A 23,412-nucleotide genomic window follows, 5' to 3' on the forward strand; every position below is an offset into this window, starting at 1 on the left:
ATGGTCGAACGAGGAAGAGGGAATAGTCTGGGTGTCAGCGTGATTCACAGTCGCGAATCCGCCATCGCGGTATTCGCCGGATAGATCATCGACGGGGGCGGGTTGCTGCTGCGCCGCGCGAGCGGGTAGTAGATGGCGCCGGTGAAGACGATGCCGACGATCCACGAGATGTCCGCGCCGCCCAGCATTTCCGTGACGGGCCCGGTGTAGAGCTTCTGGGCGAGGAACGGGATCTGCGCGAGAACGCCGACGGTGTAACAGATCATCGCCGTCTTGTTCCAGCGGCCGTAGCGGCCCGCCGGGTCGTACAGCGCCGGGATGTCCACGCGCTCCTTGGAGATGAGGTAGTAGTCGATCAGGTTGATGGCGCTCCAGGGAGTGAAGACCATCAGCAGCACGAGGACGAAGTTCTTGAAGTTGTTGAGGAAGTCGGCGCTGGCGCCGATCGCGATCAGCATCGAGATGGCGACGAACCCGATGATGTACAGGGTGCGGGCCCGGGACGAGATACGCGACTGTCCGTTGAAAGCGGTCACCGTGGTGAGGATCGACATGAATCCGCCATAGGCGTTGAGGCAGTTGACGGTGAGCTTCCCGACCAGGATCACCAGGTAGATCATCAGGGCGATCGCGGCGGGTCCGGCGAGTTCGCCGATGAAGCCGACCTGGTCGCTGAGGAACGCATCCCCGGCCACGGCGGCGACGAGTGCGCCCAGCGTCATCGACCACTGCGAGCCGATCACGCTGCCCGCGAACGTCGACCAGAACGTCGTCCGCTCGCTCGTCGAGCGCGGCAGGTAGCGGGAGTAGTCCGCGACGTACGGTCCGAACGTCAGCTGCCAGCCGGCGCCGAGCGAGATCGCGAGAAGGAACGTGACGATGTCGAAGTCCTTGTTCCCGACGAACGCGGCCACGTCGTACTCGGCGAACAAGCGGATCGCGAGGTAGGTGAATCCGAGGATGCCGACGACGGTCGCGATCTTGCCGACCACGTGGATGAGTTTGTATCCGGTCACGGCCACGAACGCGGTCATCGCGCCGAAGATGAGGATGCCGACCGTCGGGCTGTCGATGTGGAGGATCTCGTTCACGGCCTGACCTGCGAGGACGCTGCCGGTGGCGGCGAAACCGAGGTACATCAGGACGACGAGAACCAGCGGGAGCACGGCGCCCAGAACGCCGAACTGGGCCCGGCTCGAGATCATCTGGGGCAGGCCGAGACGCGGGCCCTGGGCGGAGTGCAGCGCCATGACGGCACCGCCGAAGACATTGCCGATCAGCAGGCCCACGATGGCCCACAGTGCGTCGGCGCCGAAGACGACCGCGAGGGCGCCGTCGACGATCGCGGTGATCTGCATGTTGGCGCCGAACCAGAGCGTGAACTGGCTGCGCGGAGATCCGTGACGCTCGTCGTCCGGAACGACGTCGATGGTGCGACGCTCCGGCGCGAGGCTGATCTCGGGAGGTCCCTCGTGTGTCATAGGCCTGTTTGTCTCTCTGTGACGAGTCCGGCGCTGCTGGGTCGGTCCCGGGTGCTCTGTCCCATGTCCTGAATCCAGTGTGCTCTGACTCACGTTTTTTATCGCCTTAGATGTATAGTCCTGTATAGACAACCCCCTGTCAAGCGTTCTCCAAGGACCCAGCCGAGAGGCGTGCCGGCCCGCCACTGCACCAGTCGGGAGTGTCGATGCTTCCGACGGAAGGTACTGACATGAGAGTAATTTCGACGTCCTCACATTCGCGCGAGCGCGATGAACAGCAGTTTTCCGCTCCGGAAGCGCCCGAGCGTTTCCGCGACCTCTACCTCCGCACCGCCGGCCATCCCTCCGCCGACGGCGCAGATCCGCAGGCGCGTGATCGCATCGCGAACACGCACCTCGAGACCGGGTGGAACCGGAACCCCGGGACCGCGGTGGTGCGCGGAATCGACGCCGCAGACCCCAGCGGGATCGGGCCCGCGGTGCAGATCGTCACCGACGACATGGCCCTGCTCGTCGAATCGGTACTGCTGACCGCGGCCAGGGTCGGCGCCCCGATCGAGGAGGCGCTGCATCCGGTCCTCGTCGCCCGCCGCTCGGAGTCGGGCACCCTCACCGACCTTCTCCCGATCTCCGACTCCGGGACGGCGGAGTCGTGGATTCACGCGGGTCTGCGCTCCGACACGCCGGACTCGGTCGTCGCCGCACTGGTCGAGGCGTTGAACACCGTCCTCGCCGACGTACGCCGGGTGGACCGCGATCTGGCGCGCATGCGCGAACTGCAGATCCAGGTCTCCGACCGACTCGACTCGCAGACCGGGCAGGATTCGCTGTCCGAAGAACTCCGCGAGGCCGCCGACTTCCTGCGCTGGTGCGAGGCGGGCAACTTCACCGTCCTCGGGTACGCGCGGTACGGCGCCGACGGCGCACCCGAGGAGAGTCTCGGCGTGCTCCACGACCGGGAGGGCGATCGGGCGCCGGCCCCGGAACCCCGCCCCGTCCTCGCGATCGGGCAGGCGGCGCTTCCGGTGTCCGTGCACCGGTCGTCGTACCCGTCGGTGGTCGGAGTTCGGGCCGGAGGAGTGGAGCACCGCTTCGTCGGCGCGTTCACCCCCGCGGGAAGGCACGAGAACGTCCTGGACATCCCGGGCGCGGGACGCAGGGTGCGGGCCCTGCTCGACCGGGCCGGTTTCGACATCGACTCCTTCTCCGGGCAGGCCGTGCTGCAGGTCGTGCAGGCGCTGCCGCTGACCGAGTTGTTCGCGGCGAGCCCGGACTCGCTGCACTCGGCCCTCACCGAGGTCGCCGGCATCACCGCGCGCGAGCACATCCACCTCTTCCTGCGCACGGACGTCCCGGGCGAGAGCATGTCGGCGCTGGTGTTCATTCCCCGCGATCGGTACAACACCCGGACGCGCCTGGCGGCCCAGCGCGTCCTGCTGGACGAACTGGACGGCACCGCAGTCGAATACACCACGAACGTGTCGGAGTACCCGCTCGCGATGGTGCACTTCACGATGCGGGTCCCGGCGGACACCGAGGTGACGGACACCCGGCGACTGGAGATTCAGCATCGAATCTCCCGGGCCTGCCGGACCTGGGACGACCGGTTCCGCGACGAACTCGACACCGCCGAACGTGATCTCCTCACACACTATTCGGAGCATTTCCCGGAGGTGTACAAGCACGATTTCGACGCCCGGCGAGCCCATGCCGATCTGATGGTGTTCGAGAGACTGACGGACGGCGCGATCGACACGCGGCTCGACGCGAACGCGGCGGAGTGGCGCTTCACCTTCTTCGTCGGCGGTGCACCCGCCTCGCTCAGCGATGTACTCCCGATCCTGCAGAGCATGGGTGTCGCGGTCCTCGACGAGCGCCCGTACACGGTCGCGAACAGTCGCGGAACGGTGTGCTGGATGTACGAGTTCGGGATCCGCTACGCGTCGCCGGGGCCGGTGGACGACGCGCTGCCGCGTCGTTTCACGGAGACGTTCGCCGCGGCCTGGGCGTCCCGCGCCGAGACGGACAGCTTCAACGAACTCGTGCTCCGCGCGGGCCTGGACTGGCGTGAGGTGGAGGTGCTGCGGGCATACGCGCGTTACCTGCGGCAGGGTGGATTCCCGTACAGCCAGAACCACATCGCCACGGTCCTCGGTGATCATCCGGAGATCTCCCAGGCACTGATCCGGCTGTTCGCCGCGAGGTTCGATCCGGACGGCACGGATCCGGACGGCGCTGAGGAGTGCGGCGAACTGATCGCGTCGCTGGAAACGGCGATCGGCGACGTCCTCGGCCTGGACGCCGACCGCATCCTGCGCGCCTACCTGAACGTGGTGCTGGCGACGCTGCGCACCAACCGCTACGCCCGACCGGGCCGGGAACGGCAGGTCCTGTCGTTCAAGTTCGATCCGCAGCGGATCCCGGAACTGCCGCAACCGCGGCCCCGCTTCGAGATCTACGTCTACTCGCCGTGGGTCGAGGGCGTGCACATGCGGTTCGGCGCGGTGGCGCGGGGAGGGCTGCGGTGGTCCGACCGCAAGGAGGACTTCCGCACCGAGGTGCTCGGCCTGGTGAAGGCGCAGGCGGTCAAGAACTCGGTGATCGTGCCCGTCGGCGCGAAGGGCGGGTTCGTCGTCGCGCGCCCGCCCGCTCCCACCGGCGACCCGCTGCGCGATCGGGACGCCCAGCGCGCCGAGGGTGTTCGCTGCTACCGCAGCTTCATCAGCGGACTGCTGGACGTCACCGACAACGTGGACCTCGCGACCGGTGCCGTGATCCCGGCGCCGCGGGTGGTGCGGCACGACGGCGACGACACGTACCTCGTCGTCGCCGCGGACAAGGGCACCGCGACGTTCTCCGACATCGCCAACGACGTTGCGGCACGGTACGGGTTCTGGCTGGGTGACGCGTTCGCGTCGGGCGGATCCGTCGGGTACGACCACAAGGCGCTCGGCATCACCGCCCGCGGCGCGTGGGAGAGCGTGAAGCGGCACTTCCGGGAAATGGGGATCGACACCCAGTCGCAGGAGTTCACGGCCGTCGGGATCGGCGACATGAGCGGCGACGTTTTCGGCAACGGAATGCTTGCGAGCCCGCACATCCGGCTCGTCGCCGCGTTCGACCACCGGCACGTGTTCCTCGACCCGAACCCCGACGCGGCCACATCCTTCGCGGAGCGGGAACGGCTCTTCGCGCTGCCGAGGTCGTCGTGGGCGGACTATGCGCCCGGTCTGATCAGCGCCGGCGGCGGAGTGTGGGAACGATCGAGGAAGAGTGTTCCGATCAGCGAGGAGGCGCGGCGCGCTCTCGGACTGAACCCCGGGACCACCGAACTGTCCCCACCCGACCTCGTCCGCGCGATCCTGCGGGCACCGGTGGATCTGCTGTGGAACGGCGGCATCGGGACATACGTGAAGGCGGGCACCGAAACCCACCTCGACGTGGGGGACAAGAGCAACGACGGCGTCCGCGTCGACGGCGCCGACGTGCGGGCCCGGGTGGTCGGTGAGGGCGGCAACCTCGGCTTCACCCAGTTGGGACGCATCGAATTCTCCCGCTCCGGAGGGCGAATCAACACGGACGCTCTCGACAACTCGGCGGGCGTGGACTGCTCCGACCACGAGGTCAACATCAAGGTCCTGCTCGACGCCCTGGTCAGCGGCGGCCGTCTCCCCGCCGACGACCGCGCCGGTCTGCTCGCCGAGATGTCCGGGGAGGTGTCGCGACTCGTACTCTCCGACAACGTCGCCCAGAACGACGTGCTGGGCACGAGCCGGGCCGACGCCGCCGCGTCCCTCACGGTGCACGGACGGCTCATCGGCCATCTGGAAGGGCGCTACGGTCTGGACCGCGCCATCGAGGTGCTGCCGTCCAGGAAGGAGATCGCCGCCCGGGAGCGCGCGGAGACGGGTCTCACCTCGCCCGAACTCGCGACCCTCATGGCGCACGTCAAGCTGGCGCTGAAGTCGGACCTGCTGGCCGGCGACCTCCCCGACAGTCCGGCATTCTCGGACGCCCTCGCCGGGTATTTCCCGCGCAGGCTCCGGGAGTCCTTCGGCGACGCCATCGGCGACCATCCGCTGCGCAGGGAGATCGTCGCGACGGTCCTCACCAACGACGTCGTCGACAACGGCGGCATCACCTACGCCTTCCGGTTGGGCGAGGAGGCCGGGGCGAGCAGCGCCGACGCCGTGCGGGCCTTCGCGGTGGTGTCGGCCGTGTTCGACCTGCCGTCGCTCCGGCGCGACATCCGCGACGCCGACCTCGACGCCGCGCTCTCGGACGACCTCACGCTGTTCACCCGGCGGCTGCTCGACCGGGCGTCGCGCTGGATGCTGACCCGCAGGCCCCAGCCGCTCGCGGTCGGGGCGGAGATCGCCCGATTCCGTGACCGCGTCGCGGACCTGACACCGCACGTCGCGGGCTGGCTCTGCGGTGAGGACGCGGAGAATCTCCGGAGTCGAACGGCCGCGCTGGTGGCCCGCGGTGTCCCCGCCGACCTGGCCGGACGTGTGCAACTGCTCCTGGACCGGTTCGCGCTGCTGGACATCGTCGAGATCGCCGACATCACCCAACGCGATCCCCGCGAAGTGGCCGAGGTGTACTACCGGCTCGGGGAGTGCCTCGGGTTGGTGCACCTCCTGGTGGGGGTCTCGCAGCTGGGACGGGGAACCCGGTGGAACGCGCTGGCCCGGTTGTCGTTGCGCGACGAGTTGTACGACACGGTCCGGGCCCTGTGCCTCGACGTGATCTCGGGCAGCGAAGTGGTCGACACCGCGGAACAGAAGATCGGGGAGTGGGAGGACCGCAATGCCGCCCGGCTGGCGCGCGCCCGGCACACGCTCGACGCCGTCACGGAATCGGGGGAGCACGACCTCGCCGCCCTCTCCGTCGCGACCAGGCAACTGCGCAGCATGGTGAGGTGACACGAGGCGCACCGCGCGATGAGGGCTTACCCGTGCAGTCGGCCGATAGACTGCAACGGCCGACTGCACGGGAAGTTCATCGGTGTTGCAGAGGGATGGGTGTCAGTGGTGGAGATCGCAGTAATCGACGCGGAGCTTGCTGCGTTGTACAACGGACCGGGGACGGAGTCGGCCCCGGCGTACGAACGCGTCAAGCAGCTGATCGTGTCGCAGATCAACGCCGGCCGCTGGCAGGAGGGCGATCAGCTGCCCTCGGAGAATCAGCTCGTGGGCGCTCTCGGCCTCTCCCGCATGACCATCAACCGCGCGCTGCGCGAACTCAGCGCCGAGGGTCTCGTGGTGCGCCTGATGGGTGTGGGGACGTTCGTCGCGGCCACGAAGACAGCGTCGTCCCTGTTCGAGGTCAAGAACATCGCGGACGAGATCCAGCAACGCGGACACCGCCATCGAACCGAAGTGGTGTACGTGCGTGAGGAAGACGCCGATCCGGCAAACGCCTTCATCCGGGATTCGATCCGCGGCAAGGTGTTCCACTCGCTGATGATCCACTACGAGGACGACACACCGATCCAGCTCGAAGACCGGTTCGTCAATCCCGCCGAGGCGCCCGGGTACCTCGATCAGGACTTCACCCAGCAGACGCCCAATCACTATCTGAGCGTGGAAGCTCCCCTGGCGAGGGGCGAGCACGTCGTCGAAGCGATCCTCGCGTCACCCGAGGAATGCCGGCTCCTCCACATCGAGCGCGCCGAACCGTGCCTGATGATCCGGCGCCGCACGTGGTCCTCGCGGGGGCTCGTCAGCGCCGCGCGTCTCGTCCATCCCGGTTCGCGGAACCGGCTCGAAGGGACGTTCGGAACAGCCTGACCGGGGTAGCTGCGGACAGGAGACTCACGGCTGCACATCCTTCGTCTGCGGGGCGGGCCACGTGAGGTGGCCCGCGTGTATGTCGGAGATCGTCGACGCGATCCAGGCGAGTTCGCCCCGCGCCGCGTGGAGTGCGTAATCCGCTTCGACGACGAACAGCGCGGGCACTCCGTCGTCGAGCGCTCGGGTGAGCCGTTCCTGGTCGGATTCGATTCTCGCGGTGAGTCGTTCGGCGCGCTCGGTCAGCGCGTCGACGGCGCCCTCGCGTCCCAGCGCGCCGAGGTAGCTGATCGCCGCGAAGAACGGTGAGAACTCTCGTGCGGCACTGCGGATCTGGAGGTCGAGTCGCCTCACGAGTTCCGCGTGCCCGGCCTCGGTGAGGGCGTAGACGGTGCGGGCAGGCCGACCTTCCCGTTGCGCACGTTCGTGTTCCTCGATCCAGCCCGCCGCGGCGAGGGCCGCGACCACATTGTTCAGCGAACCGCGGTTGAGCGGCCACTGGCCCTCCTCGCTGCGCTCGCGCAGCGTGACCTCCAACTGGTACGGGTGCATCGGCGATTCGAGGAGCAGGCCGAGCACCGGCAGGACGAGAGGATTGTCGAGGGCGCGCGCAGGCATGGTTGAAATATATCAGTCTAAATAAACTATGACGAAGTGCGCGGTTCGGGCACCACGACCTCGCCTTTGTCACGATTGGGTCACGGCCCGCTACGGTGGATCGTTGACCACGACGCAGATCATGAAAGAACAAATTCTTGTTACAGAGTGAATCGAAGTTCAGGGCTTATCGTCTCCACGCCGTGGCGCTCCTCGTGGGCGTCCTCTCCTTGGGGGCGGTGGCCTACCGAGAGTTCGATGCGGCGACGGGCTACCTGATGGACCTCTCCGTGTTCCGCGACGCCGGCTACGCCTTCGTCAGCGGGCTGCCGCTCTACTCCGCGGACTTCCCGAGCAGTTCCGGGTTCAGGTTCATCTACGCACCCTTCGCGGCGATCCTCTTCGCGCCGATGGCGGAGATCGACCCCGCGGTCCTGCAGGCGCTGTGGTGCGCCCTCAACCTCGTGCTCGTGTGGTGGATGGTCAAGGCGGCGCTGTCGAAGCTCGACGTCGCACGCCCCGAACTTCTCGCTCTGCTGTCGATGGGCCCGGTGCTTCTCCTCGAGCCGATGCGCTCGAACTTCGACTTCGGTCAGATCAACATCATCCTGATGGCACTGGTGGTCGCCGACTGCACCGGTGCGATCCCGAAGCGGTTCCGCGGAGTCGCGATCGGCCTCGCCGCGGCCGTCAAGATCACCCCGGCAGCCTTTCTCCTGGTCCTGCTCGTCCGCCGCGACTTCCGCTCGATCGGACGATCCCTCGCCACCATCCTGGTGACCGTCGGCCTCGGGTTCTGGCTCCTGCCGCAGTCGTCGGTGTGGTTCTGGACCACCGAGTTCTTCGCCACCGGCCGTGCGGGCGCGCCCGACTTCTTCCGCAACCAGGCCGTCACCGGCGTCATCGCGCGACTCGGGGCGGAGGGCCGGCTGGCCAGCGTGCTGTGGGTGCTCAGCGCAGCCGTCATCGTGTCCGCCGCGGCGTGGTCGGCGTACCGCTTCACCCGGTCCGGTGAGCACCTGATCGCGCTGTCGATCGTGGCCCTGGCATCCCTGCTCGCCGCGCCGTTCGCCGTCACCCACCACTGGGCGTACAGCATCCTGCTGATCCCGATCCTGATCGCACCGCAGTACCGCAGTTGGCGACCCCTGATCGGCGCCGCCACCCTCATCTTCCTGATCGGCCCGAACTTCGTGCTGCAGTCCTCGTCGTCCGGCTGGGTGGAAGCGGCCGTGCGTGAGGTGATCGGAAGCTCGCAGTGCCTCATCGCGCTGGTCCTGCTCGGCGCGGCCGTGGTGGCCGCGCGGTCCCGCACCCCACTCCCGGACGTCGAGACGGACGCCGTGCCCGCGGACGAAGACGCGCTGGAGCCCGCCCGCAGCTGAGGCCGCGCTACCCCCGGCGGGCGAATGTACCTTCCGGCGCCTCAGGTGCGCCGAAAGGTACATTCGCCCAGTGCCGAGGAGCCGCGCGGAGGGCCGGGCGGCGCTATCGTCGAGTCATGTGCCGAAACATCACCGAGCTGCGCGGACTCGAACCGGCGGCCACCGCGGAGGAGATCGAGGCGGCGGCGCGTCAGTACGTCCGGAAGGTCAGCGGAATCCAGAAGCTGTCGGACGCCAACCGAGAGCCCTTCGAGGAGGCGGTAGCCGTCGTCACCGAGGCCACCACGAAGCTGCTCGCGGCACTGCCGCCGCGGAAGCAGCCGCCGCAGACGATGCCCCCGCTGCGACGGCCGGAGGTCCGGGCGCGCATCGCGGCGGAGGCCGCGTCATCCAGCTGAGCGCGGCGGAGGCCGCGTCATCCAGCTGAGCGCGGCGGAGGCCGCCACCGCCTAGCCGGACGAACGGGACGCTCGTTGCGTCCGATCGAACGAGCGTCCCGTTGGTTCAGGCGCGGAGGGCGCCGAGTGCGTCGATGCGTTTGATGGCGTCGGCGACGATGCCGTCGATGAGGTTCTTGCATGTGGGCAGGTCGTCGAGCAGCCCGACGACCTGTCCGGAGGCGAGGACGCCGGCGTGGGTGTTGCCTTCGACGAGCCCGCCCTTGAGCAGCATCGGGGTGTTGGCGGCCATGATGATCTGCTGCCAGGTGCGGTCGCTGGACTTCTTCATGGCGAGGCCGTCCTTGACGAGCGTCGACCATTTCATGCCGGTCATGGCCTTGAACTTCGATGCGTTGCGGGCGGCCGCGACCAGGCCGCGCACGTTGCCGGAGTGTTCGAGGCTGTTGACGAGGTCGGTGTTGAGGACCCGGTGGGGCATGCCGTCGACCTTGCGGGAGACGGTGGTGTCCTGCAGTCCCCGGGCGAGGTATTCGTGTTTGACGGAGTCGGGGACCGTCGATTCCTGGGTGAGCAGGAAGCGGGTGCCCATCGCGACGCCTGCGGCGCCGTAGGCGAGGGCGGCGGCGAGTCCGCGTCCGTCGTAGAAGCCGCCCGCTGCGACGACGGGGATGTCGACGGCGTCGAGCACCGAGGGCAGCAGCAGTGTGGTGGCCACGGGGCCGGTGTGCCCGCCGCCCTCGCCGCCCTGCACGATCACCGCGTCGGCGCCCCACGACGCCACCTTCTTGGCGTGTTTGGCGGCGCCGATCGACGGAATGACCACCACCCCGGCGGCTTTCAGCTTCGCGATCAGTTCCTGCTTCGGTGCCAGCGCGAACGACGCGACGCGCACGCTCTCCCGGATGAGCAGGTCGATGCGGTGCGGGGCGTCGGACGCGTCGGCGCGGATGTTGACGCCGAACGGTTTGTCGGTGAGGGTCTTCGTCTTCGCGATCGCCGATTCGAGTTCGGTGTATGTCATCGTCGCCGATGCCAGGATGCCGAGACCGCCGGCGTTGGCGGTGCCCGCGACGAGCCGCGGTCCGGCCACCCAGCCCATCCCGGTCTGGACCACCGGGTGCTGCACGCCGACCAGCTCGGTCAGCGCGGTGCGGAGCGTGCTCATACCGAGACCTCCCGGTCGCGCAGGTTGCGGGGGTCGAGGACCTCGCGGATCAGCCGCAGTTCTTCGTCGGTGGGTTCGCGGGTCACGCCGGCGTCGGCGAGCCCTGCGACCTCGAACGAGGTGTTGTCGGCTACCTGGTCGGCGGTGACGCCGGGGTGCAGCGACAGCGCCCGGAACGTGTGGTCGGGTCCGCCGAAGTCGAACACCCCGAGGTTGCTCACCACCCGGTGCAGGTGGTGGAAGCGGTAGGCGGGGTTCTCCGGGTCGATCTGGTCGTAGCCGACGCCCGAGACGATGTCGACCATGTCGCAGAACACCCGCGAGGTGTGCTTGCCCACCCAGTAGCTGGTGGGGTGGTTGATCGTGTTGCCGGGTGCGCCGCGGACGCCGAACATCTGACGCGTCGGCTGCTGCAGCGGACCGAACGCCGACAGGTTCTGGTTGCCGTGCCGGTCGATCTGGTTGGCACCCATCACCACGTGCCGCCGGCCGGAGGCGACGACGTCGAATACCTTCCGGAACGGCATCCAGCCCTCGATCGGGGCCTTCGCGCCGACGGCGGGGGTGTCCGCGAAGATCAGGGCCTCACCGTCGGTGATCAGCAGGTCGGGTTCGGTGGTCAGTCGCGCGAGCCGGGCGCCGATCAGGGGCAGGGTGGCCATCGGGCTGGCCATGATCTCGCCTGCCCCGGAGAAGATGTCGGCGCACGCGATCGCGCAGTACTCCGCGCGGGTGACTTCGGTGATCGTCTCGCTCATGCCTGCTCCTCTGCAAATTTCTTCACGGCGGCCTGGTAGTCGTCCTCGCTGCCGGACAGGTAGGTGGCGACGAACTGCTGCCACGCATCGGGGGTCTTCGCCGATTCGGCGTAGTGGCGCTGGAACTTCTCGTCGCGTCCGTAGCTGTCTCCGGCGAGGGTGAAGTGGGCGCCGTTCGGGGCCTCCACCACGCCGTCGACCATCATGCGGTTGAGGATGAGATTCTGCAGCGGAACGGTTTTCACCAGTTCCTCGGTTTCCACCACGCGTTCGACGGAGACGAACCGCTTCTCGGCGGCCGCGCAGTACAGGTCGTCGAAGTACGGGTCGACTCCGGTGTAGGCGGCGTTGCCGTGCTTGTCGCCGAGGTTCAGATGGACCAGGGCCGCATCGAGATTCAGCGCCGGCATCGCGATCAGCGTCTCCGACTTGCCGGACGCGTCGGGGTAGGGGGAGGTGACGGTGCGCAGTTCGTCGCCCCAGAATCTCCGGACGTCGGAGCCGAGCCCGGCGCGGATCGGCAGGAACGGCAGCCGGGCGGCGGCGGCCTCGAGGCCGCACTTGACCATGCCCTCGTCCATTTCGCGGACCGCGATCTCACCCGCGGTCCGCGCCTTCGCGAACCACGGGTCGTAGAACGGGGCCGAATCGAGGGACACGAAACCGTAGTACGCCTTCGTGACCTTGCCCGCCGAGCACAGCAACCCCAGGTCGGGGCCGCCGTAGGTGACGACGGTGAGGTCGGTGACATCCGAACGCAGCAGCGCCCGCACCAGCGCCATCGGCTTGCGGCGCGAACCCCACCCGCCGATGCCGATGGTCATTCCGCTGCGCAGTTCCCCGACCGCGTCGTCGAGCGACATCCTCTTGTCGCGCTTGCTCACCATCGATGTCAGCCTTTCCTGTTGTTCGAGTGGGAGCGGGGCTTGCCGGTCTCGACGAACTCGTCGCGGTGCTCGTCCGAGACACCGGCCAGGTTGAGTTCGAACGTGTAGCCCTGCTCGAGGCGGTAACTGGTCTTCACGTCGACGGGGTCGATGCCGTTGATGGCTTCCTTGGCGCAGCGGATGACCCGGGTGTCCTTGGCGGCGATCTTGGCGGCGATGTCGCGGGCGGTGTCGTCGAGTTTCTCGCGCGGCACCACCTCGTACACCGATCCGAAGTGCTGGAGTTGCTGGGCGGTGACGTTCTGCGCCGTGTAGTACAGCGTGCGCATCATGTGCTGGGGGACGAGTCGGGCGAGGTGGGTGGCGGCGCCGAGTGCGCCGCGGTCGACCTCGGGCAGTCCGAAGACGGCGTCGTCGGACGCGACGATCACGTCGGCGTTCCCGACCAGGCCGATGCCGCCACCGACGCAGAATCCGTTGACCGCGACCACCACGGGCACGGCGCAGTCGTAGACGGCGGCGAACGCGGCCGCGCAACCCCGGTTGGCGTCGACCAGCGCGCCGTAACCGTCGGTGGCCTGCATTTCCTTGATGTCGACGCCGGCGTTGAACCCGCGTCCCTCCGCTCTCAGGATCACCACGTGGGTGTCCGGATTCCGGCCCGCATCGAGTACGGCGTCGGCCAACTCGAACCAGCCCCGCGACGGGATGGCGTTCACGGGCGGGTAGTCGACGGTGACCGTGGTGATGCCGTCTCCGTCGGTGGTGGAGGTGATGCCCATGGCATGTTCCTAACGTCTTGTACCGAACCAAGCGATTGCTTGGTAAGTTAGCACATATGCGGGCCCGACAGCTCTGAGCTGGGCCTGCCGGAACATGCAACAGCGGAGGTATTCGTGGATTCAGGTCTGAACGGGGCGATCGTGCTCGTGACCGGCGGCGTTCGCGGGGTGGGCGCAGGCATCAGCCGCACCTTCCTGCGGGCGGGCGCAACGGTGGTGGCCTGCGCCCGCCGGCCGGGGGAAGCGCCGGTGGAGGTGGACGGCAGGGCGATCGAATTCCTGCCCTGCGACATCCGTGACCCGGAGCAGGTGCAGGGTCTCGTCGATCGGATCGTGGAACGGCACGGACGGCTGGACGTCCTGGTCAACAACGCCGGTGGCGCACCGTTCGCGCTCGCCGCGGATGCGAGTCCGAAGTTCCACTCCAAGATCGTCGAGCTGAATCTGCTCGCCCCGCTGCTGGTGTCGCAGATCGCGAATGCGGTGATGCAGAAGCAGGATTCGGGCGGTGCGATCGTGAACATCTCCAGCGTCAGCGGCTCGCGACCCTCGCCCGGCACCGCGGCATACGGTGCGGCGAAGGCGGGGGTCGACAGTCTCACCAGCAGTCTCGCGGTCGAGTGGGCGCCCAAGGTGCGGGTCAACTCGGTGGTCGTCGGCCTGGTCCGCACCGAACTCGCGCATCTGCACTACGGCGACGAGGCGGGGATCGCGGCGGTCGGGGACACGGTCCCGCTGGGCCGCATGGCCTGTCCCGAGGACATCGGCAACTGCGCGGTGTTCCTGGCTTCACCGCTGGCGGCGTACGTCAGCGGTTCGACACTGACCGTCCACGGCGGCGGAGAACGTCCCGCCTTCCTGGCGGCAGCTACAGCATCTACAGAGGAGAAGGCATGAGTGGAGTGGTCGACGGTCGCGTCGTCATCGTGACGGGCGCCGGACGCGGAATCGGACGCGCCCATGCGCTGGCGTTCGCCGCCGAGGGCGCCAAGGTCGTGGTCAACGACATCGGAGCCGGCATCGACGGTTCCGCCACCGGGGAGAGCCCGGCCGAACAGGTGGTCGCGGAGATCGTCGCCGCGGGCGGCGAGGCCGTCGTGAACGGCGACGACGTCGCGGACTGGGCCGGCGCCGAGAACCTGATCAACACCGCCATTCACACGTACGGACGCCTGGACGTGCTGGTGAACAACGCCGGGTTCCTGCGCGACCGGATGCTCGTCGGGATGAGCGAGCAGGAGTGGGACGCCGTCGTGCGCGTCCATCTGAAGGGACACTTCGCGACGCTGCGTCACGCCGCCGCGTACTGGCGCGCCGAGGCGAAGGCGGGTAACCCGGTCGACGCCCGGATTGTCAACACCAGTTCCGGTGCCGGACTGCAGGGTTCGATCGGCCAGGGCAATTACGCCGCCGCGAAGGCGGGGATCGCGGAGATGACCATTCAGGCGGCCGCGGAACTGAAGAACTACGGCGTCACCGTCAACGCGATCGCCCCGGCCGCACGCACCCGGATGACCGTCGGCGCCGGCGGTGCGATGGCGGAGGCGATGGCCGCGCCCGAGGACGGGTTCGACGCGATGGCGCCGGAGAACATCTCCCCGCTCGTCGTGTGGCTGGGCAGCACCGAGTCGAAGGACGTCACCGGACGCGTGTTCGAGGTGGAGGGAGGCAAGATCACCGTCGCCGAGGGCTGGCGGCACGGCCCCACCCAGGACAAGGGTGCGCGCTGGGAACCGAAGGAGATCGGACCCGTCGTCGCCGACCTGCTCGCGAAGGCCGAAACCCCGGTCCCGGTGTACGGCGCCTGAGCAGGTGAGTGGCGAAGTGTGCTGGGGCACGCATTGCCACTCACCTGCTGCGCGGAGAAACTGGAGAGTTGTTTGGACACATTGATAAACAGGTGTCCAGAAGTTAGTGTGCAAGAAGGAAAAGGCTCACGGCCAAGGAGAATTCGTGAAATTCGGCATTACGTTGTTTACGAGTGACCGCGGGATCGGGCCGGCCTCGGCTGCGAGGGGTGCAGAGGCCAACGGGTTCGACTCGTTCTACGTGCCCGAGCACACGCACATTCCGGTGAAACGCGATGCGGCGCATCCTCAGACGGGCGACGCTTCGCTGCCCGACGACCGCTACATGCGCACCCTCGACCCGTGGGTGGCGCTGGCGTCGGCGTCGGCGGTCACGGAGCGGATCGAACTGGGGACGTCGGTGGCGCTGCCGGTGGAGCACGACCCGATCACGCTGGCCAAGACGATCGCCTCGCTCGACCACCTCAGCGGCGGGCGGGTGACCCTCGGCGTGGGGTATGGGTGGAATCTGGACGAGCTCACCGATCACAACGTTCCGCCCGGACGGCGCCGGACGATGCTGCGCGAGTACCTCGAGGCGATGCGTGCGCTGTGGACGCAGGACGAGGCGTCCTACGACGGCGAGTTCGTGAGCTTCGGTCCGAGCTGGGCGTGGCCCAAGCCGTCCCGGGTGCCTCCGGTGATCGTCGGCGCCGCCGGCAACGACAAGAACTTCCGATGGATCGTGAAATCGGCCGACGGGTGGATGACCACTCCGATCGAGCAGGACATCGACGACCGCGTTGCGACGCTACGACGGATGTGGCGTGAGGCCGGCCGGGCCGGCGAACCGCGGATCGTGGTGCTCGACGGCAAGCCGGACGTGGACAAACTGCGGCGGTGGAAGGACCTCGGCGTCACCGAGGTCGTGTACGGACTGCCCGACCGCAGTGAGGAAGAGGTCTTGGCATACCTGGGCCGTCTGTCCGGAAAACTCGAGGGATTGCGCGAGTCGACCGCGGTGGGATGAGTGAGTGCGGTTGGATGGGATGAGGGCACACCCGAGTAGGAACGTGTTCTAGTATTGCTTGCCAACTGCTCGAGGAGAGGCCGAAGTCCGTGCGCATCGCACTCTTGTCGTATCGAAGCAAGCCCCACTGTGGTGGGCAGGGTGTGTACGTACGCCATCTCAGCCGTGAGCTGGTCGAACTCGGCCATCAGGTCGAGGTGTTCTCGGGGCAGCCGTACCCGGACGTCGACCCGCGGGTGACGCTGACGAAGGTCCCCAGCCTCGACCTGTATCGCGAGCCGGATCCGTTCAGAACGCCACACCCACGCGAGTTCCGCGACGCCGTCGACGTGCTCGAGGTCGCGACCATGTGGATGGCCGGGTTCCCGGAGCCGCTCACGTTCAGCCTCCGCGCCGCGCGACTGCTGAAGCAGCGCGCCGACGAGTTCGACGTGGTGCACGACAATCAGTGCCTCGGCTACGGGCTGCTACAACTCCAGAAGGCCGGACTCCCCGTCGTCGCCACCATCCACCACCCGATCACCCGCGACCGGGAACTGGACCTGGCGTCGGCGAAGTGGTGGCGCCAGGTGACGGTCCGGCGCTGGTACGGATTCCTGCGGATGCAGAAGCGGGTGGCGCGTGCCATCCCCGCGCTGCTGACGGTGTCGCAGTCCTCCGCCGACGACATCAGCGCGGCCTTCGACGTTCCCGCCGACAACCTGCAGACCATCCCGCTGGGCGTCGACACCGAGATCTTCCGGCCCCCGGCCGCCGCACGGGTCCCGGGCCGCGTCGTGTGCGTCGCCAGCGCCGACATGCCCCTCAAGGGGGTGTCGACGCTCCTCGAGGCGGTGGCGAAGGTGCACACCGAGCGCGCCGTCGAACTGGTGCTGGTCACCAAACTCGCGCCCGGGGGAGTGACGGAGAAGCTCATCGAGGAGCTGGCCATCGGCGACGTCGTCCGGACGGTGTCGGGTATCGACGACGCCGAACTGGCGTCGCTGCTGGCGTCGGCCGACGTCGCGTGCGTCCCGTCGCTGTACGAGGGCTTCTCGTTGCCCGCCGTCGAGGCGATGGCGTGCGGCACCCCGCTGGTGGCGAGCCGCGCCGGTGCCATTCCCGAGGTGGTGGGAACGGACGAGGAGGCGTGTGTGCTGGTGACGCCGGGCGACCCCCAGGAACTCGCGGACGTGCTGGGCGCGTTACTCGACGATCCGCAGCGCCGGGCCCGGCTCGGCGACGGTGGCCGTCGGCGCGTGCTCGAGCGCTACAGCTGGGCCGCCGTGGCCGCGAAAACCGCGCAGACCTATGCCGAAGCGATAGCGCAGACCCGTCAAGGAGGCCGACCGTGCTGACCGTGGACTTCGACCGGCTGGGTGTGAAGCCCGGCGACAAGGTGATCGACATCGGGGCGGGCGCCGGGCGGCACTCGTTCGAGCTGTATCGACGCGGCGCCGACGTCATCGCCTTCGACCAGAACGCCGACGAACTTGCGGATGTCGAGAAGATGTTCGTGGCGATGGCCGAGGTCGGTGAGGTCCCGGCGGGAGCCTCGGCTCGGGTGGAGGTCGGCGACGCGCTGAACCTGCCGTACGAGGATGCGACGTTCGACGTGGTTCTCATCTCCGAGGTCCTCGAACACGTGCCGCGCGACGGCCGGGCCATCGCCGAGCTGACCCGCATTCTCAAGCCGGGTGGTGTTGCGGCGGTGACGGTTCCGCGGTGGCTGCCGGAGAAGATCTGCTGGGCGCTGTCCGACGCGTACCACGAGGTGGAGGGTGGCCACGTCCGCATCTACCGCGCCGACGAGCTGGCGGAGAAGCTGACGGCCGCCGGCCTGGAGGTCCGGGGCCGGGATCACGCCCACGCCCTCCATTCGCCGTACTGGTGGCTCAAGTGTGCGGTGGGGGTGGAAAACAACGACAACCCCCTCGCGAAGGCGTACCACCAGGTTCTGGTGTGGGACATGATGAAAGCCCCCTGGCTCACGCGCACCGCAGAGAAGGTCCTCAACCCCGTGGTCGGCAAGAGCGTCGTGTTCTACCTCGAGAAGCCGAGGGAACCGAGCGTGGTGAAGGCGCCGCGGTGAGAGCCGCCGGCGTCCCGTCGGTTCCGAACGTGTTGTCGGAGAGCCAGGTCAGGCAGACGGCACGGTCGATCGCGGCAGCGCAGGAGTCGTCGGGGGCGCTGCCGTGGTTTCCCGGTGGGCACACCGACCCGTGGGATCACGTCGAGTCTGCCATGGCACTCACCGTCGCCGGCCTGATCGACGAGGCGGAGGGCGCGTACGAGTGGTCGCGGCGCGCACAACGACCGGACGGTTCGTGGCCGATGAAGTTCCGTGACGGGGCCGTGGAGAATCACGATTCCGACAGCAACTTCTGCGCCTATCTCGCGGTGGGGGTGTGGCACCACTACCTGATCACCGGTAACCGGGATTTCGTCGACACCCTGTGGCCGTCCGTGCAGGGCGGTCTCGATTTCGTCGTCGACATGCAGTCGTCGAGCGGCGAAATCTGGTGGGCCCGCGGCGAGAACGGTCAGGACTGCCCCGAGGCGCTGCTGACCGGGAACTCCAGCATTCACCACAGCCTGCACTGCGGGCTGCTCCTCGCCCGGCTGGTCGACGACCCGCAGCCGGAATGGGAGTTCGCGAAATACACACTGGGTCACGCGATCAGGCAGCACCCGGACGCGTTCGCGATCAAGGACGAATACTCGATGGACTGGTACTACCCGATCCTCGGGGGCGCCGTCCGTGGTGAGGTCGCGTCGGACCGCATCGCGTCGCGGTGGGACGACTTCGTGGTCGAGGGACTCGGCATCCGCTGCGTGGACCACCGGCCATGGGTGACCGGCGCCGAAACATGCGAACTGGTGCTGGCGCTCGACGCGATGGGGGAACACAGTCGCGCGCTCGCACAGTTCACCGCCATGCAGCATCTGCGGGATCCGGACGGCTCGTACTGGACGGGGCTCGTCTACAGCGACGGCAAGCGGTGGCCGGTCGAGCAGACCACGTGGACGGGCGGGGCGATGATCCTCGCCGCGGACGCGTTGTCCCGCACCACGCCCGGACACGGGATCTTCCGGGACGCGGCGCTGCCCGTGGGACTACCGATCGGCCTCGACCGCTGCGGCGACTACTGTCACGCCAGCGGTTCGCCTGTCTGACCGCCCACCCGCTCGAGGACGCGAAGCGACCCGGTGACGGACGTTTCCTTGAATTGTCCTGTCGCCAGCGCCCGTTCGTAGATCTCGAACGGCGGGCGTCCGCCGTCCGCCGGGTCGGGGAACACGTCGTGGATCACCAGGGCGCCGCCGACGTTCACCCACGGCGCCCACCCCTCGAGATCCGCCGACGCCGCCTCCGACGTGTGGCCGCCGTCGATGAACACGAAGTGCACGGGAGTGCGCCAGAATGTCGCGACCGTCGACGACCGGCCCAGCACACCCACGACGTAGTCCTCGAGCCCCGAGTCGGCCATCGTGTGCCGGAACCGGCCGACCGTGTCGAGCAGACCGGTGTGCGGGTCGACGAACGCCGGTTCGTGATATTCCCAGCCGGGCTGATGCTCCTCGGAACCGTGGTGGTGATCGATCGTGACGATGCGGGCGGCCCGCGCCTTTGCCGCCGCCCCGAGATAGATCGTCGAACGACCGCAGTACGTGCCGATCTCGACGCCTACCCCGCCGGGGGGCAGGTACTGCATCGCGGCCTCGTGCAGGGCCGTCCCCTCGTCCTCCGGCATGAAGCCGGGCGTGGAGTCGGCGAGTCGGAGAAGCTCTGGTGTCAGGTGTTCGGTGCTCATGTGGCCTCTGCATCCGGGGCGGCCGCTTTGGCCGCTTTCTTCCGCTTGTGTAGCACCCCGCCGATCATCGAGTCGAGTTTCGTCCCCAACGGCCAGCCCACGTAGTGGCACAGGAACAGCGCGATCTCCCGGAGTTGGTCCTCGTCCAGTTCCTCGTTGTGCAGGGCCGCCCCCACCTGGATCTCGGCGACGTCGACGAGCCCCTGCGCGGTGAGCGCACCGAGGAGGAGAAGCCGGCGGTCGCGGATGCTCAGCCCGGGCCGCGACCAGATGTCGGCGAACAGGTGGTCGGCGGTGACGGCGAAATGCGCGCCGGGCCCGTCCTGCATCTCGAATCCGTAGACCTTCTCCATCATGGCCAGGCCGCGGGTGCGGGTGTCGTCGGTCATGGTTGCTCCTTCTTGTCCACGGTGCTGTCGACGCCGAGTCCAGGACCCAGGCCCGTGAGCGCGAGCCGGGCGAGCGGCAGCGCGACGTCGAGTCGTTCGCCGAGCCCGATCGCCAGCGACAGGTCCTTCTCCCCGAGGTCCCGGACGTGGGTCATGATCGGGTACCAGTTGTCGGTCTCGTCGAGAGCGTCGGTGGTGTCGCGGAGCATGATCGCGCCGGCGCCACCGGTGATCGCGTCGGTGTGCCGGACAACCTTGCCGAGTTCGGTGATGTCGAGACCGGCGGCCTCGGCGAGCCGCTGCGCCTCGGCGGCAGCCGTGAACGAGATGAAATGCAGCAGGTTGCGGGCCAGCTTCATCCGCGTTCCCGCGCCCACATCTCCGGCGTGCACGACGAGTTCGGCCCAGTGCCCGAATGGCTCCCGCACCTTCTCGAACGCGTCGTCGCTCGCCCCGACCATCACCGCGAGCTTCCCCTCGAGCGCGCCGGGGGCGCCGCCGCTGACGGGCGCGTCGATCAGGTCGACGCCGTGCGCCCGGCAGCGGTCGGCGAGTTCGACGGCGGTGACGTCGCTGATGGTGGAGTGCACTGCCACGACGGTGCCCGGCCGCGCGGTGTCGAGGATCTGTGTGACGACCGCGCGCACCTGCTCGTCGTTCAGCACGGTCACCGAGATGACGTCCGCGTTCTCCGCCACCTCCCGCGGGCTCGACGTCACCCTCGCGCCCGCCTTGCCGAACGGTTCCAGCGCCTCCGGCCGGGTGTCGCACACGATGAGTCCGCCGGGGCGGTTCAGCAGCCGCTTGGCCATGGGCGCACCCATGTTGCCGAGGCCGATGTAGCCGACGGATACCTGTTCGGTCGTGGTCATGACCGAAAAATCTGTCCGCCGTCGACGTTGAAGATCTGCCCGGTGATCCAGCCGGCCTCGTCGGAGAGCAGGAACAGGCAGGCGCCGACGAGGTCGTCGGGGGTGCCCATCCGCTTCAGCGGCAACGTCTTGACCATGTCTGCCACCATATTTCCCGGCGTGACGGTGCGGGTGGCTTCGGTGTCGATCGGTCCGGGCGCGATGGCGTTGACCCGGATGTTCATGCCGCCCACCTCATGGGCGAGCTGCTGGGTGAGGCCGTTGATCCCGACTTTCGCGAGTCCGTAGAAACCGGAGTACAGCCAGGCGGCCGTGGACGACTGGTTGACGATCGATCCGCCACCGCCGCTGTTCATGTGCGGCCACACCGCGCGGGTCACGTTGAGGGCGCCGTCGAAGTTCACGGCCATGAACTTCTTGTAGTAGTCCCACGGCACGGTGATGAGGAGGTCGAGCTTCATGCCGCCGTAGATCGCGGCATTGTTCACGAGATGGTCGATGCCGCCGAACTTCTCGACCGTGAAATCGGCGAGGTGCTTCGCCGAGTCCTCGTCGGCGACGTCGACGTCCTTGAACACCGCGATCCCGCCGTCCGCGCTGATCTGCTTGGCCACGGTCTCACCGAGCTCCGCATTGAGATCGGCCACCACCACGTTCGCACCCTCGCGGGCGAGGGCGCGCGCGTAGCCCTCGCCGATGCCCTGGGCGGCGCCGGTGACGATGGCGGTCTTCCCGTCGAAACGTCCCATATCGATTGACTCCCTCTTACTGGGCCGGTTCTGCGACCAGCTTGGTTTCCAGGTATTCCTCGAAGCCGGCCACACCCATCTCGCGGCCGATTCCGGACTGCTTGTAACCGCCGAACGGGGCGTCGGCGGAATACCAGACGCCGCCGTTGACGCTGAGCGTTCCGGTGCGCACGCCTTCGACCACTCGCTTCACACGTGCGGGGTCCGCGCCCCACACCGACCCGGACAGCCCGTACGGCGAGTCGTTGGCGATGCTGATCGCGTCCTCGTCGCCGTCGTGGGGAATGATCACCAGCACGGGTCCGAAGATCTCTTCCCGCGCCACCCGCGCGGTGTTGTCGAGGCCGGCGATCAGAGTGGGTTCGACGAAGAATCCGCGGTCCCGATCGGCCGGGCGGCCACCACCGACCACGATCGTGCCACCCTCTTCACGCGCGAGCCGCAGGTAGTCCTCGACGCGGGCGCGTTGCCGCGCGGAGATGAGGGGACCGCAGATGGTGCCGGGCTTCGCAGGATCATCCGCGTGCAATCCGCGGAGTGTCCGGGCCGTGGCCTCGACCGCCTCGTCGTACTTCTCGCGGGGAACGAGCAGCCGGGTGGTGATGGCACAGCCCTGCCCCGCATGGGTGGACACGGTGAACGCGGCGACCCCGCACGCACCGGCGAGGTCGGCGTCGTCGAGCACGATGAACGCCGATTTGCCGCCGAGTTCGAGGAACACCTTCTTCAGCGAATCGGACGCGGCCGCCATCACGGCCTTGCCCGTCGTGGTCGATCCGGTGAACGACACGAGGTCGACGCGGGGGTCGCTGGAGAGCTGAGCGCCGAGGGAGTGGTCGCTCGACGTGACGATGTTGACGACACCGGCCGGGAGGTCGGTCTCCTCGGCGATCAGATGCCCGACGAGGGCGGCGCACCACGGAGTGTCGGGGGCGGGCTTGAGGACCACCGTGTTGCCGGCCGCCAGCGCGGGGCCGATCTTGGCGAAGTTGATCTGGTGCGGGAAGTTCCACGGTGTGATGGCCCCGACGACGCCGACGGCCTCCTTGAGGACGCGTCGGCGGGTCTTGATGCCCATCGGTGTGGCGATGCCCAGATCCTCTTCCCAGGAATAGCTTTCGGCGAGGTCCGCGAAGTACCCGAGGTCGGCGACTGGGCCTTCGAGTTGCGGTCCGCTGGTGAGGAAGGCGGGGGCGCCGACCTCGGCGATGGTGATGTCGCGCAGTTCCTCGATGTGGGACTGCAATACGTCGCGCAGCTGCCGCAGGCAGCGGGCGCGGAAGGCGTGGTCGCGGGACCACGTGGTGTCGTCGAAGGCCCGCCGGGCCGCTGCGATCGCGGCGTCCATGTCGGACGCGGTGGCGTCGGCGGCCCTCCCCAGTACCTCCTCGGTGGCCGGGTTGATCACCTCGAACGTGCCGCCGGAACCGGGAATCAGTTTGCCGTCGATCAGGAGAGCGGAGCTGTCGGTGGGGCGCAGAGTCATGGATTTTCGCTTCCGAATCGGGTGGGTGTCACAGCGATCTCTGAAAACTGGACATGT

At 68.1% G+C, this 23,412-nt stretch carries 21 protein-coding genes; 10 read left to right on the forward strand and 11 right to left on the reverse strand.

Translation table 11 applies throughout. From position 1 onward, the window contains the following. Positions 1-44: 44 nt before the first annotated feature. The gene (locus PSR88_RS23655) at positions 45-1,481 is read right to left on the reverse strand and encodes a purine-cytosine permease family protein (RefSeq protein WP_009477714.1); all 1,437 of its coding nucleotides are present in this window, start codon (positions 1,479-1,481) and stop codon (positions 45-47) included. A gap of 230 nt (positions 1,482-1,711) precedes the next feature. Between PSR88_RS23655 and PSR88_RS23660 the strand changes: the two genes are divergently transcribed. Together PSR88_RS23660 and hutC are read left to right on the forward strand one after the other, a co-directional pair. Continuing rightward, entirely contained in the window at positions 1,712-6,406 is a 4,695-nt protein-coding gene (locus PSR88_RS23660; protein WP_016884030.1) for an NAD-glutamate dehydrogenase, read from the forward strand. Positions 6,407-6,505: 99 nt separating this feature from the next. Continuing rightward, a complete protein-coding gene (gene hutC, locus PSR88_RS23665) occupies positions 6,506-7,273 on the forward strand; it encodes a histidine utilization repressor (RefSeq protein ID WP_016884029.1) in 768 nt (255 codons plus the stop codon). A 24-nt stretch (positions 7,274-7,297) separates the two neighbouring features. On the opposite strand, the gene PSR88_RS23670 is transcribed toward hutC, so the two are convergent. Next, positions 7,298-7,891: a PadR family transcriptional regulator gene (locus tag PSR88_RS23670; protein ID WP_011597000.1), complete on the reverse strand. Its 594-nt coding sequence runs from the start codon at positions 7,889-7,891 to the stop codon at positions 7,298-7,300. Positions 7,892-8,028: 137 nt separating this feature from the next. Between PSR88_RS23670 and PSR88_RS23675 the strand changes: the two genes are divergently transcribed. Continuing rightward, the gene (locus PSR88_RS23675; RefSeq protein ID WP_016884028.1) at positions 8,029-9,255 is read left to right on the forward strand and encodes a glycosyltransferase family 87 protein; all 1,227 of its coding nucleotides are present in this window, start codon (positions 8,029-8,031) and stop codon (positions 9,253-9,255) included. 116 nt (positions 9,256-9,371) lie between these two features. Further along, positions 9,372-9,653, forward strand: coding sequence for a DUF2277 domain-containing protein (locus tag PSR88_RS23680; protein WP_011597002.1), 282 nt, complete (start codon positions 9,372-9,374; stop codon positions 9,651-9,653). A 106-nt stretch (positions 9,654-9,759) separates the two neighbouring features. Here PSR88_RS23680 and ipdC read toward each other — a convergent pair whose 3' ends face one another. Genes ipdC through echA20 form a run of 4 tightly spaced genes read right to left on the reverse strand, consistent with a single transcriptional unit; the run spans position 9,760 to position 13,248 of the window. Beyond that, positions 9,760-10,821: a (3aS,4S,5R,7aS)-5-hydroxy-7a-methyl-1-oxo-octahydro-1H-indene-4-carboxyl-CoA dehydrogenase gene (gene ipdC, locus PSR88_RS23685; protein ID WP_016884027.1), complete on the reverse strand. Its 1,062-nt coding sequence runs from the start codon at positions 10,819-10,821 to the stop codon at positions 9,760-9,762. Next, on the reverse strand, positions 10,818-11,579 hold the full coding sequence (ipdB, locus tag PSR88_RS23690) for a cholesterol ring-cleaving hydrolase subunit IpdB (RefSeq protein WP_016884026.1): 762 nt from the start codon (positions 11,577-11,579) through the stop codon (positions 10,818-10,820). The genes ipdC and ipdB overlap by 4 nt, the downstream gene beginning before the upstream one ends. Continuing rightward, positions 11,576-12,466 (reverse strand): cholesterol ring-cleaving hydrolase subunit IpdA, encoded by an 891-nt coding sequence (gene ipdA / locus PSR88_RS23695; RefSeq protein ID WP_016884025.1) that lies wholly within the window; start codon positions 12,464-12,466, stop codon positions 11,576-11,578. Before ipdA ends, ipdB begins: the two co-directional genes overlap by 4 nt. Positions 12,467-12,471: 5 nt before the next feature. Next, entirely contained in the window at positions 12,472-13,248 is a 777-nt protein-coding gene (gene echA20 / locus PSR88_RS23700; protein ID WP_007300903.1) for a (7aS)-7a-methyl-1,5-dioxo-2,3,5,6,7,7a-hexahydro-1H-indene-carboxyl-CoA hydrolase, read from the reverse strand. A 114-nt stretch (positions 13,249-13,362) separates the two neighbouring features. Here echA20 and PSR88_RS23705 point away from each other — a divergent pair, with 114 nt between their 5' ends. The 6 genes from PSR88_RS23705 to PSR88_RS23730 all read left to right on the forward strand — a co-directional run bounded on the left by PSR88_RS23705 (position 13,363) and on the right by PSR88_RS23730 (position 19,221). After that, positions 13,363-14,145, forward strand: a complete 783-nt coding sequence (locus tag PSR88_RS23705) for an SDR family oxidoreductase (RefSeq protein WP_016884024.1) — start codon at positions 13,363-13,365, stop codon at positions 14,143-14,145. Continuing rightward, a complete protein-coding gene (locus PSR88_RS23710) occupies positions 14,142-15,056 on the forward strand; it encodes an SDR family oxidoreductase (protein WP_029539611.1) in 915 nt (304 codons plus the stop codon). Before PSR88_RS23705 ends, PSR88_RS23710 begins: the two co-directional genes overlap by 4 nt. A gap of 145 nt (positions 15,057-15,201) precedes the next feature. Next, positions 15,202-16,065 carry an LLM class F420-dependent oxidoreductase gene (locus tag PSR88_RS23715; protein ID WP_009477723.1) on the forward strand — a complete coding sequence of 288 codons (864 nt, stop codon included), beginning with the start codon at positions 15,202-15,204 and terminating at the stop codon, positions 16,063-16,065. 89 nt (positions 16,066-16,154) lie between these two features. Beyond that, positions 16,155-17,402, forward strand: coding sequence for a glycosyltransferase family 4 protein (locus PSR88_RS23720; RefSeq protein ID WP_016884022.1), 1,248 nt, complete (start codon positions 16,155-16,157; stop codon positions 17,400-17,402). After that, positions 17,396-18,136, forward strand: a complete 741-nt coding sequence (locus PSR88_RS23725) for a class I SAM-dependent methyltransferase (protein ID WP_011597010.1) — start codon at positions 17,396-17,398, stop codon at positions 18,134-18,136. Before PSR88_RS23720 ends, PSR88_RS23725 begins: the two co-directional genes overlap by 7 nt. Continuing rightward, on the forward strand, positions 18,133-19,221 hold the full coding sequence (locus PSR88_RS23730) for a prenyltransferase (RefSeq protein WP_011597011.1): 1,089 nt from the start codon (positions 18,133-18,135) through the stop codon (positions 19,219-19,221). The genes PSR88_RS23725 and PSR88_RS23730 overlap by 4 nt, the downstream gene beginning before the upstream one ends. Here the strand turns inward: PSR88_RS23730 and PSR88_RS23735 are convergent. The 5 genes from PSR88_RS23735 to PSR88_RS23755 are packed head-to-tail and all read right to left on the reverse strand — an operon-like array spanning position 19,197 to position 23,355. Continuing rightward, positions 19,197-19,859: a class I SAM-dependent methyltransferase gene (locus PSR88_RS23735; protein WP_009477727.1), complete on the reverse strand. Its 663-nt coding sequence runs from the start codon at positions 19,857-19,859 to the stop codon at positions 19,197-19,199. The genes PSR88_RS23730 and PSR88_RS23735 overlap by 25 nt on opposite strands. Next, on the reverse strand, positions 19,856-20,248 hold the full coding sequence (locus PSR88_RS23740; protein WP_016884021.1) for a carboxymuconolactone decarboxylase family protein: 393 nt from the start codon (positions 20,246-20,248) through the stop codon (positions 19,856-19,858). The genes PSR88_RS23735 and PSR88_RS23740 overlap by 4 nt, the downstream gene beginning before the upstream one ends. Beyond that, a complete protein-coding gene (locus tag PSR88_RS23745; protein ID WP_009477728.1) occupies positions 20,245-21,120 on the reverse strand; it encodes an NAD(P)-dependent oxidoreductase in 876 nt (291 codons plus the stop codon). The genes PSR88_RS23740 and PSR88_RS23745 overlap by 4 nt, the downstream gene beginning before the upstream one ends. Beyond that, positions 21,117-21,869 carry an SDR family oxidoreductase gene (locus PSR88_RS23750; RefSeq protein WP_009477729.1) on the reverse strand — a complete coding sequence of 251 codons (753 nt, stop codon included), beginning with the start codon at positions 21,867-21,869 and terminating at the stop codon, positions 21,117-21,119. The genes PSR88_RS23745 and PSR88_RS23750 overlap by 4 nt, the downstream gene beginning before the upstream one ends. 16 nt (positions 21,870-21,885) lie before the next feature. After that, the gene (locus PSR88_RS23755) at positions 21,886-23,355 is read right to left on the reverse strand and encodes an aldehyde dehydrogenase (RefSeq protein WP_016884020.1); all 1,470 of its coding nucleotides are present in this window, start codon (positions 23,353-23,355) and stop codon (positions 21,886-21,888) included. Positions 23,356-23,412 lie beyond the last annotated feature (57 nt).

Origin of the sequence: Rhodococcus sp. DK176 (genome assembly GCF_038447315.2) — a bacterium.
Taxonomy (GTDB): Bacteria; Actinomycetota; Actinomycetes; order Mycobacteriales; family Mycobacteriaceae; genus Rhodococcus_F; species Rhodococcus_F jostii_A.